At 59.6% G+C, this 14450-nt stretch carries 16 protein-coding genes and 2 tRNA genes; 2 read left to right on the top strand and 16 right to left on the bottom strand.

Annotation, left to right across the window (positions count from 1 at the left end):
* Window positions 1-71: 71 nt before the first annotated feature.
* The 14 genes from rplL to glgP all read right to left on the bottom strand — a co-directional run bounded on the left by rplL (window position 72) and on the right by glgP (window position 10886).
* Window positions 72-458, bottom strand: a complete 387-nt coding sequence (gene rplL, locus MAMT_RS02420) for a 50S ribosomal protein L7/L12 (RefSeq protein ID WP_142659357.1) — start codon at window positions 456-458, stop codon at window positions 72-74.
* A gap of 168 nt (window positions 459-626) precedes the next feature.
* A complete protein-coding gene (gene rplJ / locus MAMT_RS02425) occupies window positions 627-1151 on the bottom strand; it encodes a 50S ribosomal protein L10 (RefSeq protein ID WP_142659358.1) in 525 nt (174 codons plus the stop codon).
* Between the two features lie 24 nt (window positions 1152-1175).
* Complete coding sequence (gene rplA, locus MAMT_RS02430; RefSeq protein WP_142659359.1) at window positions 1176-1877, bottom strand: 50S ribosomal protein L1; 702 nt, start codon at window positions 1875-1877, stop codon at window positions 1176-1178.
* A gap of 63 nt (window positions 1878-1940) precedes the next feature.
* Window positions 1941-2366 (bottom strand): 50S ribosomal protein L11, encoded by a 426-nt coding sequence (rplK, locus tag MAMT_RS02435; protein ID WP_142659360.1) that lies wholly within the window; start codon window positions 2364-2366, stop codon window positions 1941-1943.
* A gap of 104 nt (window positions 2367-2470) precedes the next feature.
* Window positions 2471-3097: a transcription termination/antitermination protein NusG gene (nusG, locus tag MAMT_RS02440; RefSeq protein ID WP_142659361.1), complete on the bottom strand. Its 627-nt coding sequence runs from the start codon at window positions 3095-3097 to the stop codon at window positions 2471-2473.
* Between the two features lie 19 nt (window positions 3098-3116).
* Window positions 3117-3389 carry a preprotein translocase subunit SecE gene (locus tag MAMT_RS02445; protein ID WP_178086865.1) on the bottom strand — a complete coding sequence of 91 codons (273 nt, stop codon included), beginning with the start codon at window positions 3387-3389 and terminating at the stop codon, window positions 3117-3119.
* A gap of 38 nt (window positions 3390-3427) precedes the next feature.
* Window positions 3428-3500 (bottom strand) — tRNA-Trp (locus MAMT_RS02450).
* A gap of 55 nt (window positions 3501-3555) precedes the next feature.
* Window positions 3556-4740, bottom strand: a complete 1185-nt coding sequence (gene tuf / locus MAMT_RS02455) for an elongation factor Tu (protein WP_142659363.1) — start codon at window positions 4738-4740, stop codon at window positions 3556-3558.
* Between the two features lie 64 nt (window positions 4741-4804).
* Window positions 4805-4877 (bottom strand) — tRNA-Thr (locus MAMT_RS02460).
* Between the two features lie 110 nt (window positions 4878-4987).
* Window positions 4988-6388 carry an exodeoxyribonuclease VII large subunit gene (xseA, locus tag MAMT_RS02465; protein ID WP_142659364.1) on the bottom strand — a complete coding sequence of 467 codons (1401 nt, stop codon included), beginning with the start codon at window positions 6386-6388 and terminating at the stop codon, window positions 4988-4990.
* A complete protein-coding gene (gene purN, locus MAMT_RS02470) occupies window positions 6367-6948 on the bottom strand; it encodes a phosphoribosylglycinamide formyltransferase (protein ID WP_342799819.1) in 582 nt (193 codons plus the stop codon). Before purN ends, xseA begins: the two co-directional genes overlap by 22 nt.
* A 26-nt stretch (window positions 6949-6974) precedes the next feature.
* The gene (locus MAMT_RS02475) at window positions 6975-7454 is read right to left on the bottom strand and encodes an adenylyltransferase/cytidyltransferase family protein (RefSeq protein ID WP_246186483.1); all 480 of its coding nucleotides are present in this window, start codon (window positions 7452-7454) and stop codon (window positions 6975-6977) included.
* Window positions 7455-7570: 116 nt separating this feature from the next.
* A complete protein-coding gene (fumC, locus tag MAMT_RS02480) occupies window positions 7571-9016 on the bottom strand; it encodes a class II fumarate hydratase (RefSeq protein WP_142659367.1) in 1446 nt (481 codons plus the stop codon).
* A gap of 115 nt (window positions 9017-9131) precedes the next feature.
* Window positions 9132-10886 carry an alpha-glucan family phosphorylase gene (gene glgP, locus MAMT_RS02485; protein ID WP_142659368.1) on the bottom strand — a complete coding sequence of 585 codons (1755 nt, stop codon included), beginning with the start codon at window positions 10884-10886 and terminating at the stop codon, window positions 9132-9134.
* Window positions 10887-11146: 260 nt separating this feature from the next.
* Between glgP and MAMT_RS02490 the strand changes: the two genes are divergently transcribed.
* On the top strand, window positions 11147-12541 hold the full coding sequence (locus MAMT_RS02490) for an exo-beta-N-acetylmuramidase NamZ family protein (protein WP_246186484.1): 1395 nt from the start codon (window positions 11147-11149) through the stop codon (window positions 12539-12541).
* Between the two features lie 39 nt (window positions 12542-12580).
* Here the strand turns inward: MAMT_RS02490 and MAMT_RS02495 are convergent, their stop codons facing one another.
* Window positions 12581-13324, bottom strand: a complete 744-nt coding sequence (locus MAMT_RS02495; RefSeq protein ID WP_178086866.1) for a CHAD domain-containing protein — start codon at window positions 13322-13324, stop codon at window positions 12581-12583.
* Window positions 13325-13493: 169 nt separating this feature from the next.
* On the opposite strand from MAMT_RS02495, the gene rpmG reads away from it, so the two are divergent.
* Window positions 13494-13661, top strand: a complete 168-nt coding sequence (gene rpmG, locus MAMT_RS02500) for a 50S ribosomal protein L33 (protein WP_142659370.1) — start codon at window positions 13494-13496, stop codon at window positions 13659-13661.
* 43 nt (window positions 13662-13704) lie between these two features.
* Here the strand turns inward: rpmG and ispD are convergent, their stop codons facing one another.
* A complete protein-coding gene (gene ispD / locus MAMT_RS02505; protein WP_142659371.1) occupies window positions 13705-14439 on the bottom strand; it encodes a 2-C-methyl-D-erythritol 4-phosphate cytidylyltransferase in 735 nt (244 codons plus the stop codon).
* Window positions 14440-14450: the final 11 nt, after the last annotated feature.

A 14450-nucleotide genomic window follows, 5' to 3' on the forward strand; every position in this document is an offset into this window, starting at 1 on the left:
GGTATCGACCGGCCCGGAAGGCTTCTCCATCCGGGCCCAGCCGCTCTGTTTTCCGATTGCGCTCGGAGCGTTTACTGAATCTCGACCTGCGCGCCCGCTGCTTCGATCTTTTTCTTCATGGCTTCCGCTTCTTCCTTGGTTACTCCCTCCTTTACCGGCTTGGGAGCGCTCTCCACCAAGGCCTTTGCTTCGGCCAAACCGAGACCCGAGACCGAGGCCCGAACTTCCTTGATCACCGCGATCTTGTTGCCGCCCACCGCTTTCAAAATCACGTTGAAAGAGGTCTTCTCCTCTGCTGCCGCCTTCTGGGCCTCAGCTCCGCCCGCAGGCGCCGCCGCCACCGCCACAGGCGCTGCAGCACTGACTCCCCACTTTTCTTCGAGTTGCTTGACCAGCTCCGCCACTTCGAGAACTGTGAGATTGCTCAACTGCTCTACCACTCCACTCAAGTCTGCCATGATATCCTTTCCGATCCCGTAGCGCCACGCACCCGCGTCAGCGATTCTCCCCGGAGGGCTCCGAGGCTAGCAGGATCCTACTCCCTTCCCTGCGGGCAATTTTCATCGCCCCCTTCGGTCCATCTTCCGAAGCTTGCTTTGCGTAAAACGTACTCCGCCGCTCCTCGGCTACTCCACCGCAGTGCCCGCCCGCTGCTTTTCATACGCCGCGAGCGTTCGCACCAGGGCTCTGGAAGGCTCTGCCAGCACGCAGAGCAGTCGGGTTGCCGGAGCCTGTAGAAGCCCGAGCATCTTCGCCAACAGCTCCTCCCGTCCCGGCAGCTCAGCGATCGCCGTCGCCTCCTCGGCGCTCAGCGGACGCTCATCAAGCAGACCGCCCACCAGCTTCGGCCGAGTGAATTCTGCCGTGAAATTCTTGAGAGTTTTCGAGGCCGCGATCATATCCCCGTGGGCAATCGCAGCGAGCTGTCCCTTCAGCGCCCATTCCTCCGGCAACTCCCGAGCCTGCCGCAGCACGCGCGTCAATGCCTGATTCTTCGCCACCCGACAGCGCGCCCCCACGGAAGCCAGGCGCTGCCGCAATTCGCGGAACTCTTCCGCACGAAGGCCCGTATAAGCCACGAAAAGGACGTAAGCAGAACCTTCGAGCCAGTCCCGGATCTCCGTCGTGAGAGCTTCTTTTTCCGGCTTCATGATTTGACTCCTTTCCCTTCCCTTCTACTTGCGCTGAAACGTGCTCGCGTCCAAAGGAATGCTAGGGCTGACGGTCGCGGAAAGAGAGAGCGACTCCACATAGCGCCCCTTCGCCGCCGCCGGCTTCGCCTTTTGAACGGCCTCCATCGCTTGCACGGCGTTGTCCTGCAAAGCCTCCGCTGAGAAAGAGCGCTTTCCGATCAAGATGTGCACGTTCGCGCTCTTGTCCATCTTGAACTCGACTCGCCCCGCCTGGCACTCTGCCACCGCGGCAGCCACATCTTCGGTAACCGTCCCGGTACGGGGATTGGGCATCAAGCCCCGCGGACCAAGGACTCTGCCCAGTTTGCGCACTTCCTGCATGGCATCGGGTGTTGCAATGGCAACGTCAAAGCCTGTGAAACCCTCGGAAACCCTCTTCAACAAATCCTCAAAACCGACGAACTGGGCACCAGCGGCTTTTGCCGCCTCTGCCGCCGATCCCCGGGCAAAGACAGCAATTCGAACATTCTTTCCGGAACCGTGCGGAAGCCGCAGGCTGCCACGGACCATCTGCTCGCCTTGTTTTGGATCCACTCCTAAATGCATCGATAGTTCCACCGACTCGTCAAAGCGGGCCTTCGGCATCTTCGCCAAGACCTCGACTGCTTCGGTGATCCGATAACACTTTCCAGACTCGAGATGCTTCACCGCCTCTCGGTAGCGCTTGCTTTGCCTAGAATTCACGTCTCACTCCCTTCCTTCCAAACGATCTCTTGGACAACAAATCCCCTCGGATCACTCCTCGATCTACGCTTCGATGTCGATCCCCATGCTGCGCGCCGTGCCGGCAATGGTACGGAAGGCGGCTTCCTCGGAAGTCGCATTCAGATCCTTCTTCTTCTGCCGGACGATTTCCATGACCTGCGCCCGCCCTACCTTTGCCACCTTGACCCGATTCGGCTCCTTGGAGGCGGTAGCGATGTTGGCTGCTTTCTTCAGCAGCACAGCCGCCGGGGGAGACTTCGTCACGAAAGTGAAGGATTTGTCCTTGAAAATCGTAAGAACGACCGGAAGCAACATCCCAGCCTCCTTCTGCGTCCTCGCGTTGAACTCCTTACAGAAGCCCATGATATTCACGCCGTGCTGCCCGAGAGCCGGACCAACGGGCGGGGCTGGGTTCGCTTGCCCGGCCGGTATCTGGAGCTTAACGATCGCATGCACTTCCTTCGCCATTTTCTTCTCCCTCTTTCAACCGCTGATGAGAATTGGACGTAAGCCACCCATTAAACTCATGCCCATACGCAACTCTTCTACGTCCTTCTTCTGTGCGGTCCTTCTCACGTCGCTTTTTCTACTTGCCAGAATTCCAGCTCTACGGGTGTTGAGCGGCCAAACATGTTGACGGAAATCCAGAGCTTCCCGCGCTCCAAGTCCACCTCTTCCACAACCCCTTCCGAATTCAAAAACGGACCGTCGCCCACCTTGACCCGATCCCCGACAGCAAAGGAAGTTTTCGGAGAGGGTCGCTCCTTCCCTTCCTTCATCTGGCGCAGAATATCCACCACCTGCTCACGAGGCATCGGCAGGGGATTTTCCCCACCCGCAAACCCGATGACGCCCGGAGTTTCCCGAATGAAGTACCAACTCCGCTCGACGAGCTTGTCTTGAGAGTCGCGAAGCTGCATCCGAACGAAGACGTACCCGGGGTAGATTTTCCGGTCCATTTGGACGCGCTTTCCCCTCCGGATCTCGGAAACGCGCTCGACCGGGATCACCACTTGTCCGATCAGGCCTCCCATCTCCTCGGTTTGAATGCGCCTTTCGATACTTTTCTTGACCCGTCCTTCGTGAGCCGATAGCACGTGCAGAACGTACCATTGCCCCTGCTCTTCGGGCGTTGCTTGCTCTTCGCCGCCCTGCTCCTCGGTCAATCCGGCTTCGCGCACTTCTTCCAGCGGTTTCATTGGTATCCTACAAGCGCATCTACAAGTGGAGCCTTGTGACGAAGCCGACCACCCGAACGAGCAAAAAGTCGGCTAACGTCACGATCGCGGCCAGCATCACCGAGGAGATGGCGACCACCACGGTCGAGTCGATCAGCTCCCGGTACCGGCGCGCTCCTTTTTCTTGCGGCTCCCACGGCCATGCACATTTTTTCAGCTCACCTAAAACCTCAACCAGAAAGGCCTCCACCCGCTTTCGGTGTCTCATCCAGGCCCATCCGAGCGCGACAGCACCCGCGATGCCGAGCGCCATCGCAACCCAAGTTGATAATGAAATGCTTCGCATAGCCGCAGGGCAGGAGGGACTCGAACCCCCAACCGACGGTTTTGGAGACCGCTACTCTACCAATTGAGCTACTGCCCTGTTACCGGGATTCTTTTTTAGTTAAGCAGATTCGCTACCGGATTCAACTCCTTCGCTAGGTCAGGATCTCTACCACCCTGCCAGCACCAACGGTCCTGCCGCCTTCCCGAATGGCAAACCGCATTGCTTTTTCCATCGCGATCGGAGTGATCAACTCGACCTCCACCTCGACATTATCGCCGGGCATCACCATCTCGACCCCTTCCTTCAGCTTCACATTCCCGGTGACGTCGGTCGTTCGGAAATAAAATTGGGGCCGGTATCCCGAGAAAAAGGGCGTATGACGGCCCCCTTCCTCCTTGCCGAGCACGTAGACTTGAGCTTTGAACTTCGTATGCGGAGTAATGCTCCCCGGTTTTGCAACGACTTGTCCTCGCTCGACATCCTCTTTCTTGGTGCCACGGAGCAAAACCCCGACATTGTCTCCGGCCTCTGCCGACTCGAGGAGTTTCCGGAACATTTCAATATCCGTCACCACGGTCTTGGCGGTCGGACGGATGCCTACGATCTCCACCTCTTCCATCCGCTTGAGCACCCCTCGCTCCACACGACCCGTCACCACCGTTCCTCGACCTTCAATATTGAAGACGTCCTCGACCGGCATGAGAAAAGGCAGATCCTTCGGACGTTCCGGGATCGGAATATACTCGTCCATCGCCGCGATCAACGCCATGATGTTCTTTTCCTGCTCAGGATCCCCTTCGAGGGCCTTGAGCGCGCTTCCCCGGACAATCGGGATTTTCTCCCCCGGAAATTCATACTTGCTCAGCAGCTCGCGCACTTCGAGCTCCACCAGATCGATCAACTCCTGGTCATCGACCATGTCGACCTTGTTCAGGAAAACCACGATCGCGGGAACCCCCACTTGGCGAGCCAGAAGAATATGCTCCCGGGTCTGCGGCATAGGACCGTCCGGGGCGCTCACGACAAGAATGGCTCCGTCCATCTGAGCAGCACCGGTGATCATGTTCTTGATGTAGTCCGCATGTCCCGGACAGTCGACGTGCGCGTAGTGACGCTTGTCGGACTCATACTCGACGTGGGTCGTGCTGATCGTGATACCGCGCTCCCGCTCTTCCGGAGCATTGTCGATCTGATCGTAACCCCTCTTCTCCGCTAAACCCTTCTTGGCAAGGACAGAGGTTATAGCCGCCGTCAGCGTGGTTTTCCCATGATCCACATGCCCGATGGTGCCTACATTCACATGCGGCTTCGAACGTACGAAACTCTCTTTCGCCATGAATACTCCTCGCTTCTATCCTTCTTAATCTTTCCGGTTCCCTAAGCCCTCTTCCTTGCGGCCGAGCCCATGACCGGGCTTGAACCGGTGACCTCGTCCTTACCAAGGACGTGCTCTGCCAGCTGAGCTACATGGGCATTCGTCGCTTTCTCTACTTGGGACAAAACCCCGTCCTTGAGCGAAGGACAAACATCGCCAAGTTCATCACCGATGTCAAGCCCGCCTTCGACTCGGTAGAGAAATATTCTCAGTCGCATTTCGGCTCCACCAGGGGAGCCGACTCCGGTCCCGCCTGAAGTTCCTTCGCGACGAGGCGGAGCACGCACGCATCGAGACAACCGGAAGCGAGTCGAAGCCGAACTTCTTTACCGATCAGATCGGATTGGGCTATTCGCAGAATACGACCTTGCTCGTCAAAAACAATCGCGTATCCGCGCTGCAATGTCGACTCCGGGCTCAAAGCAGCCAGCCGGGCAGCCCACTGGCCGATCCGCTCGGACAGGCGCCGAATCTGCTCCTCGCACCGCAGCGCCTTCCAGTGGCGCACGAGATATTCCCAGCGTTCCCTCTTGATCGATAATGCCCGCCGCAGAGAACGGCCAAGCGCCTCTTCTTCCTCATCCACCAGCTGCTGCCAGCGCAAAATCATGCGGGAGGGCTCGCAAAAAAACGGGTGGCCCGCCTCGCGCGCCAGCCTTTCGCGGCTTAGCTCCAACACTCTGGCGGCCGCGCGTTCGGCTCTCCGCCTCAACTGCACCACCTCCCGGCGCCAGTCGCTCCAATCCCGAGCGATCAACTCCGCTGCGGCAGAGGGCGTCGGAGCTCTCAGATCCGCGGCCAAATCGGCAATCGTAAAATCAGTTTCGTGGCCGACTCCCGAAACCGTGGGCAGGCGACAGTCCGCGAGAGCACGAGCAACGACCTCCTCATTGAACGGCCACAAATCTTCCAGACTGCCCCCGCCGCGGGCAATCACCAGAACGTCGACGGACGGAGGGCCGTTAAAGGCCCGGATCGCTGCGGCGATCGCCCTGGCTGCTTGAACTCCCTGCACCGGCACATCCCGAACGAAGATCTCCAACCCCGGCGCGCGCCGCTGCAGAATCCGCAGAAAATCCTGGATCACGGCACCCTTAAGGGAGGTGACCAAGCCGACTTTTTCCGGAAACACCGGGAGTCTTCGCTTCCGAGAAGAGTCGAAAAGCCCTTCGGCCGCGAGCTTCCTTTTGAGCGCCTCCAGTCGCTCGAGTAGCGCACCCTCGCCCCGGGCTTGAACGTCGGTAGCAACAATCTGGTATTGACCCCGCGCCTCGAAGATCGTCAGCCGCCCTCGGACGACGACCGCAGCACCCTCGCGCAGACGGTTCGGCAGGCGGGCTGCGTCGGAGCGAAAGAGGACGATCTGGATGACCGCCTGTTCATCCTTGAGGGTGAAATAGACATGACCCGAACTCGGACTCCGAAGGTTCGAGATTTCTCCCTCGACCGATACTCGGGAAAAGCCCGCCTCGAGAAGCGCACGAATCCTCCGCGTCAATTCGCTGACCGAAAGAGGCTTTTCCGCGCCTTCCCCGGGAGTTGTCGTCTGGCTCCTCGACTTTCCCCAGAAGTCGAGCTCCTGCTCTTCTACGAAGGGATCCCCTGCCATAGTTTCCGTTCGATGACGCGCTGGATCACCTCCGAATAGAGAAGATGCTCCGCTTCTTGGATTCGGGCGTGGAGGCTTTCGGGAGTGTCGCCGTGCAGAATCGGCACCTTCTTTTGCCCAAGGATCGGGCCGCTGTCCACCTCGAGATCCACCCAATGGACCGTGCAACCCGTCTCGACTGCTCCCGCCGCCAAGGCTTGTTTCCAGGCTTCCTTCCCTTTGAAGGCGGGGAGGAGCGACGGATGAATATTGAGGACTCTCCCCGGATAAGCGGCCAGAAACGGCCCCTTGAGGACCCGCAGAAAGCCGGCAAGAACCACCAGGTCGACCCGGAACTGCCGAAGGGACTGGGCAAGCTCCTCCTCGATCTCCGGCTCAAGCCAGGTCCGGAACCTCCCCTTGCGCAAGACGACTGTCGGGATTTTCGCTTCTCGAGCCAGCTCCAGGATCCCCGCATCCTCCCGGTCGCTGATCACCACGGAAATAGAGGCGGCCAGTCGTCCTGAGGCGATCGAGGCCAGGATTGCGGCGAAGTTGCTGCCGCGCCCCGATCCAAGCACCCCTAATGAAACTCGCTTCGGTGAACTCATCGCTTTTGCAGCGCCTCCCAAGCCGCCGTGGTCGATCTCCCCTCCACCAGAGGAAAAAATCGGATTTCCACACCCATCCTTTCCAGCGCTTGCCGCTCTTCGGCGTCGAGCGTCTCTCGCCGGTAGTCACCGCCCTTGACGTAGACCGTCGGCTGCACCGCTTGGAGAAACGCAGTGGCCCGCCTGCCGGAAAAGACCGTCACGAGATCGACCGGCCGCAAACCGGCAAGGAGCTCCGCTCTTTCCGCCTCCGCGTGAATGGGCCGATTCTCCCCTTTTTGGGATCGCACCGATCGATCGTCATTGATTCCCACCCAGAGCAGGTCCCCGAGCGATCGAGCAAAATCGAGGCAGCGAAGATGGCCGACGTGAAGCAGATCGAAGCACCCATTGGTCACGACGATCCTTTTCCCCTCGAGTTCCGCTCGCACGCCGGGAACTTCCCCCATCGCAACGAGCCGGCCCCTCTCACCCACCTTCCCCTCCGACGGCCCATGCAAACCCTCCCTCTTGTCTCTTGCCTGGTTTTCCATCCGTGCTGCACCTCTACCTCTCATCGTACTCAAGGAAAAGATCGGATCATCGCCTCTCATCATCCCTGCCATCCGTCTCCCACCATCTCTTCCGGCCGGACCAACGCGTCAAACTCCTGCGCAGAGAGATGACCATCGCTCACGCAAACTTCGCGAATGGTCTTATGCTCGCGATACGCTTGCTGAGCAATCTTCGCCGATCGATCGTACCCAAGGCGGGGCGTCAGAGCCGTGACGAGCATCAAGGATCGCTCCACCTCGCTGCGAAGCACCTCCAGGTTCGGACGCAGCCCTTCGAGGCAGTAGGTCCGGAAAAAGCGGCACGAGTCGCCCAGGAGCCGGATTGAGTTCAGAACATTGAACACGATCATCGGCTTGAACACGTTGAGCTCGAAATTTCCTTGCGAGCCCGCAAACCCGACCGCTGCATCCGCACCCATGACCTGAATGCAGACCATCGCCAACGCCTCCGACTGTGTAGGATTGACCTTCCCGGGCATAATAGAAGAGCCGGGCTCGTTTTCCGGTAGAAGCAGCTCGGCTAACCCGCAGCGCGGACCCGAGCCCATCCAACGGATATCGTTGGCCAGCTTGAGAAGAGAAGCCGCCAGGTTGCGCAGGGAAGAGCTGACGGAGAGAAGCGGCTCATGGGAAGCGAGTGCGGCAAACTTGTTGGGAGCGGAAAAGAAGGGCAATCCCGTCCACTCCGCCAGTTTCGCAGAGACCCTTTCACCAAAGCCGGCGGGCGCATTGAGCCCAGTGCCTACCGCCGTCCCTCCGATCGCCAGTCCGAGGAGAGGCGCCATCCGATCGCGGAGATCGGCTAACGTCAGTTCGAGTTGTCCCACATAGCCCCCGAATTCCTGTCCAAGCGTCAGGGGCACGGCATCCATCAGGTGCGTTCGGCCGATCTTGATGATGCCCGCGAACTCCTGGCTGCGCCGCCGCAGGCAGTCGACCATCTTATCCAATTCCGGATGGAACTTCTGATGAAGCGCAAGCGCTACGGCCAGATGCATGGCGGAGGGGAAAGCGTCATTCGAAGACTGGGATCGATTGACATCGTCGTTGGGATGGATCGGCACTTTTCCTCCGCGTTCCCTTCCCGCCAGTTCGTTGGCCCGTCCCGCGATGACCTCGTTGCAATTCATGTTGGATTGCGTGCCACTCCCGGTCTGCCAGACCCGCAGAGGAAACTCATGATCAAACCTTCCTGCCAGGATCTCGTCGGCGGCTGCAGCGATCCATCCGGCTTTCTCTCCAGAAAGAACTCCTAGCTCCCGGTTGACCAGAGCCGCTGCTTTCTTGAGCAGAGCAAGAGCGCGAATCACTTCGAGCGGCATCCGTTCCGAACCGATCGAAAAATGAATCAGCGAGCGTGCGGTCTGCGCCCCATAATAGCAGTCGGCCGGGATCGAGATCGATCCCATGCTATCCGTCTCCTGCCGCGTCACCGTTTCGTGACCCACAAGACCTTCCGCCGGGTTCTCAATGCCTGAGTTCATGCCGCATCCACGTCCGGCGCTTCCTACTCGTGCCCGAACTCCCGTTCTTGGCAGTCCGCCAAGGAGCGCTCATGGGAGAGAAGCGCCTGCCCTCCGCCTGTGCGATCATCCTTTCCTAAGCAAAATAGGCTTTCAGGACGTACTGCTGCAACATCCGCTGAGCATTGAAGAAGGAGCCGTTGAGCGCGATCGCTTGACGCATGACGCGCGTGTATCCCTCGGAATCTCCGTAGAACAAGGGAACGATTACGTCCTCGAGCTTGTCATAGAGATCGCGGGCATCCCTCTGAACATCGGACCCTTCTTTCCGCTGATAATGGTCTGGACCGATCGACCAACCGGTCACTCCCTCAATACATCCTTCGATCCACCAGCCGTCGAGGACCGAAAAATTGGGGACCCCGTTAATGGCTGCCTTCATGCCGCTTGTTCCGGAGGCCTCCAGCGGAGGTTGCGGCGTATTGAGCCAGAGATCCACCCCGGCGACCAAGAGCCGCGCCAGGGCCAGATCATATTCCGCGAGATAGATCATCCGGACTTCCGGCAGCAGGCGGATCCGGGACTGCATGATTCGTTGAATCGCCCGCTTCCCCTCTTCGTCTTGCGGATGGGCCTTGCCGGCGAAAATGAGTTGAAGCGGCCCTTTCACACCAGAAATTCGCTTGAGCCGCTCGATGTCGGTCAGGATTAATTCCGGCCTCTTGTACGCGGTTGCTCGTCGAGCGAACCCGATGGTCAGAACATCCGGGTTCATCCCCGCGTTGGTCTCTCGATTGACGTACTGAATGAGCTGCGCCTTACTCTGCTCGTGCGCCTGCTGAACTTCCTCGAGAGGAGCCGCAATCGCATAGCGAACGCTAAACGCGTCGGCGCGCCAACCAGGAATATGACGGTCGAAGAGATCCTGCATCGGCCGGCTCGCCCAATAGGGCAGATGGATACCGTTGGTGATTGAATCGATCGTCGCGGGATAAAAGAGCACCCGAGAGACTTCCGAGTGCCGCTTGGCGACGCCGTTGATGTAATGGCTAAACTCAAAGGCGAGATGGGTCAAATTGATTTCCCCATCGCAACAAAATCGGCCTTTGTATGCGCCGTCGGCAATCGCAGGCAATCGGATGACCTTCTTCACCATATCCAGAGGGAAACGGTCGTGCCCTGCCGAAACGGGGGTGTGGGTGGTGAAGGCGCACATGCGCCGCACCGCTTCGATGTCTTCGCTAGTGGGCTCGGTTCGGCCGGCGCGCTTGGCCTCCTCTTCGAGGAGCTCCAGAGTGAGCAGGCTGGAATGCCCTTCGTTCATATGAAAGAGTTCGAGCCGCTCAAAACCGAGCTTGCGCAGCATCCGGACCCCGCCGATGCCCAAGATCACCTCCTGGCAGAGTCGATAGCGATTATCCCCTCCATAGAGAAACTCGGAAAGGGCACGGTCCCACTCGGAATTCTCGGGGAGACCGGTGTCGAGAAAAAGGATCGGAACCCTTCCCTCGCCCGCGTCGCGAATCCAAAAAAGCCATGCACGCACCTGCACGGTCCGCCCCTCGAGAACTACGGAAACCCTCTCTGAAAGCTCACATAAGACATTTTCCGGAGACCAGGCCACCGCTTCCTCCCGCTGCCATCCCTGGGCGTCGAAGCGTTGAAAGAAATAGCCCCGCCGATAAAGCAGGGTTACGCCGACCATCGGGAGCAGCGATCCGGCGGCAGCACGGAGCGTATCGGCCGCCAAGACGCCCAGCCCACCGCTGTAGGTAGGAATCTCCTCGTCGACCGCCATTTCCATCGAGAAGTAGGCAACCTTGGCGGAGAGCTTTTCGCGAAGCGGGTCGGCGATCGGTGCCGGAGGCTTGTCCGGGTTAGGAGGCATCATGGCAGTGGTGGGATGAGATTCCCGGCCTTACGGTCTATGGTCACCAAACCAACCGAACCTATCCAATCCACTCCCGGCCAGCGAGCTGGCTTCCCATCTCCAACGCACGCCGGCAAGTTCGGGCGTGGGAAAGATCGAAGTTGTGCTGGCTCACACCAGCCTTACGCGGTAAAAGGGTATTGCCTGCTTACGCGACTCAATAAGCAACGAAGCCGGCCTTTTCGTTCTTTTCCCTTCCTCGTCTACGGCGCATCGAACTCATGGACCTTTCCATAATGAGGCGAATTCCGAGGAGCGATCCTTCGCCGCACTTCCTACCCGCCGAGACGGGCAAACCCTATCGCTTCCCGTCTGCCCCTGTCAAGAAGCTGGGCCTGCTTCTCGTCCTTCTCCTCTCCTGGTCGCTTCTCCTGCGAGCGGAGGCGGCCTCCGTTTTATTGGGGATCGACGTTCTCGAACGCATGCGATTCGCCCCTTTGACAGGGAAGCGGGTCGGCCTGATCACCAATCAGGCCAGCGTGGATTCGGCGGGGCGCCCCACCCGCCTGGCCCTTAAGCACGCGCCCGGAGTCCGACTCGTCGCTCTCTTTGCCCCGGAGCATGGCATCTCGGGCGACATTCGCGCCGGACGACACGTCTCCTTCCACCGCGATCCGCTGACCGGACTTCCCGTGTATCCTCTCTACGGAGATACGCGCCGCCCGACCGCTGCCATGCTGGCGGGCCTCGATGCCCTGGTCTTCGAGCTGCAGGATATCGGTTGCCGCAGCTATACATATATCAGCACCATGATCGAAGCTATGGATGCGGCCGGGGAGTTCGGCATTCCCTTTTTCGTGCTCGACCGGCCCAACCCGCTGGGGGGCCGCCGGATCGAAGGACCTCTCGTCCATCCTCCCTGGGAGTCGTTCGTGGGGCGGATCCCGGTGCCCTACGTCCATGGAATGACCGCCGGAGAGATCGCCCGGATGGCGAACCAGAGGGGCTGGGTTTCCCATCCCTGCACCCTTCGGGTCATTCCCATGGAGGGATGGCGGCGCGACATGGTCTGGGAAGACACCGATCTGCCCTGGATACGAACCTCTCCCAATATCCCTTGGGCCACCTCACCGCTCTACTATGTGGTGACAGGATTCCTGGGAGATCTCGGCGCCGATTCTGGAGTCGGCTGGACTACCGCTCCGTTCCAATATGTAGCCGGCCGAGACCTGGATGCTTTTTCGCTCGCCCAGGAAATCAACCGGATCGGCTACACCGGAGTTCAGGCTCTCCCGGTAGGAGGAGAACACGGCGGGGCGGCGGTGCGCCTGGAGATCAGCCCGAGGACCAGCGTCAATCTAACCGCCTTGGGCATCTATCTGGCCTCCCGAGCGAATCAGGCCTCGCATCCCTCGCTTTTGCGTACGGCGTCGGCGAACGGCAAGGAGATGCTCTGCAAGCTCTACGGGAATTCTTCCATCTTAACCATCTTGACCCGCCATCAGAGTGTAGGAGCAATTGCCGCGCAATGGCACGCTTCTGAACAGGCTTTTGCTCAAGCTCGGAGGCCCTATCTCCTCTACGGAGAGGCGCAAGCGATCCCAAGGGAGATTCACTACCCGCGCGCGAGGCCGGTTTACCCGCGCGCGAGGCCGGTATCCCAGGAAGACCAGTAGCCGAGCGTACGGAAAGCCTCCCGGGCGAAATCAGGCCGACTACTGGAGAAGGGAGAGAAACTTCCCTTTGCTTATCCGAAAACAGCGTCTCCCCTTCCGTATCGCTTTCTTCTGGTACCGGGCAGTCCAGTCGTCCACGAGGGAAACAAGCTTCCGTTCCGTCGGGACCGCTCGCCTCTCGATCCGGGCTTTCAAAACGTGCAGATCGTGCAGCCGCCCCAGAAGACTACCGAGCCGGAGGAACTTCGTTTCCAAGCGGGCAAGCGTCCTTCGGGAAGAAGGGCAAAACATCGCCGTCTGGTAGCCAAGCCGCTTGACCCGCTTCCTCCACTGGTGGAAGGCTTCCGGGCTCCCTTCGCGAAGCGCTTCGCGCAATCCTCGGCGACTTTTCCCGTACTCCTTTTTCAGCAACTCCTCCAGCTTTCCCTCTTGCGCCGGATGCTCGTCAAGCAGCGCAAAAAGCCGCAGCCGCCGGGCCTCGATGCCCTTTCTTGCCTGCACCAGCTTCCGCCGATCCAAAGCCCCGGCCGCTGGTTCCGGGCAATGAACCAGCGCTGCCCTCACCCTCTTCCGCCAGATCTCCTTGTCTCCCTTTGCCGCTAACCACTGAAGGATCTGGCGGCAAATTTCCTCGTCTCGGGCCCTGCCGAGATTCCCCGCGATACGCTTGATCCGCTTCTCCTCGAGCGGAACGAGTTTTCCCGGAACGCTTCCCCGCAGGAGCCGGAGATAGGCGCGCAGCTTCTTGGCGAGCACGCGAATCTGATGGACCTCCTCCGCCAAACTCAGGCTCTTCTCCGACCTCGTCTGCCTTCGTATCGCAACCTTCCACCGAGCAGCGGACCCGCTACCTTTCGTCACTCCTCTTCCTCTGGGCCTGCTGGTCGGCTTTCTCATGCTTCCGTCGAAGGGCATTGACACGAACCGATTCCGCTCCTAATCTTTTCTCACGATGCCCAGGGAACAAGTTATTTTGGAGTGCACGGAGGCCAAGGCGGAAAAAAAGCCGGCGTCACGATACTTCGGCACCAGGAATAAGAAACTCAAGCCAGGCCGCGTAGAGCTTCGCAAGTATAACCCCTACTTGCGTCGGCATACCCTCCATCGGGAGATCAAATAGTTCTCCGTCCGATGCGGATATCCGCATCGCGCCTGGTGAAGAATTAGAGCGCTCGTTTCCCCAACAACAGTTGGCGAGCCAGTTCCCAGTCCTCGGGGCGGGTCATCTTCCCGTTAAAGCCGCTATAGGAGACCAAGCGGACTGGATGTCCGATGGCTTCCACCGCGGCTGCGTCATCCGTGACGCTCTTTCCTTTTTCTCGCAAGTTCCGGTAAGCTTCCAGCAGAAGCTCCCGACGGAAAATCTGAGGTGTCTGTACATTCCAGACCTTCCGGCGGTCGAGCGTCGCCACCACATTCCCTTGCTCATCCACCTCCTTCACGGTGTCTGCACTCGGGTTCCCGCAAGCCGCCGCCCCCTCCCGCTGAGCAACCTGGAAGATGGCTTCTATCAGTTCTCCTGTCACGAAGGGCCGAGCCGCGTCATGAACCAGAGCGAAATGCGATCGCGGATCCGCGACTCGCAGCCCGGATTCGACCGAGTCCTGCCGTTCGGCTCCTCCTTCGACAACCTCCACCGGCACGGGAAGCGCAAGCGGAGCAATCAGTCGGGCAGCTTCTTCCCGCCTCTCCCGGGCCACCACGACCACGATTTCGAAGATGCGCGGGAATGCGGAAAGCCTTTCCAAGCAGAGCTCGAGCGCGCTTCGCGTCGTCAAGGGACGAAAGATCTTGTCGAAGCCCATCCTTCGGCTCTGTCCCGCTGCGACAAGAATCGCACCGATGACTCTCCGTTCCCTTCCGATCGACTCAGACTCCGGCGTATGCTTCACCTGCATGTCTCACAAGC

It is taken from the genome of Methylacidimicrobium tartarophylax (assembly GCF_902143375.2).
Taxonomy (GTDB): domain Bacteria; phylum Verrucomicrobiota; class Verrucomicrobiia; order Methylacidiphilales; family Methylacidiphilaceae; genus Methylacidimicrobium; species Methylacidimicrobium tartarophylax.

Coding starts and splice junctions, on each gene's coding strand:
- rplL (WP_142659357.1), bottom strand. CDS start 458: ATGGCAGACTTGAGTGGAGTGGTAGAGCAGTTGAGCAATCTCACAGTT.
- rplJ (WP_142659358.1), bottom strand. CDS start 1,151: ATGAAGCCGGAAAAAGAAGCTCTCACGACGGAGATCCGGGACTGGCTC.
- rplK (WP_142659360.1), bottom strand. CDS start 2,366: ATGGCGAAGGAAGTGCATGCGATCGTTAAGCTCCAGATACCGGCCGGG.
- nusG (WP_142659361.1), bottom strand. CDS start 3,097: ATGAAACCGCTGGAAGAAGTGCGCGAAGCCGGATTGACCGAGGAGCAG.
- MAMT_RS02445 (WP_178086865.1), bottom strand. CDS start 3,389: ATGGCGCTCGGCATCGCGGGTGCTGTCGCGCTCGGATGGGCCTGGATG.
- tuf (WP_142659363.1), bottom strand. CDS start 4,740: ATGGCGAAAGAGAGTTTCGTACGTTCGAAGCCGCATGTGAATGTAGGC.
- xseA (WP_142659364.1), bottom strand. CDS start 6,388: ATGGCAGGGGATCCCTTCGTAGAAGAGCAGGAGCTCGACTTCTGGGGA.
- fumC (WP_142659367.1), bottom strand. CDS start 9,016: ATGAACTCAGGCATTGAGAACCCGGCGGAAGGTCTTGTGGGTCACGAA.
- glgP (WP_142659368.1), bottom strand. CDS start 10,886: ATGATGCCTCCTAACCCGGACAAGCCTCCGGCACCGATCGCCGACCCG.
- MAMT_RS02490 (WP_246186484.1), top strand. CDS start 11,147: ATGGACCTTTCCATAATGAGGCGAATTCCGAGGAGCGATCCTTCGCCG.
- rpmG (WP_142659370.1), top strand. CDS start 13,494: ATGCCCAGGGAACAAGTTATTTTGGAGTGCACGGAGGCCAAGGCGGAA.
- ispD (WP_142659371.1), bottom strand. CDS start 14,439: ATGCAGGTGAAGCATACGCCGGAGTCTGAGTCGATCGGAAGGGAACGG.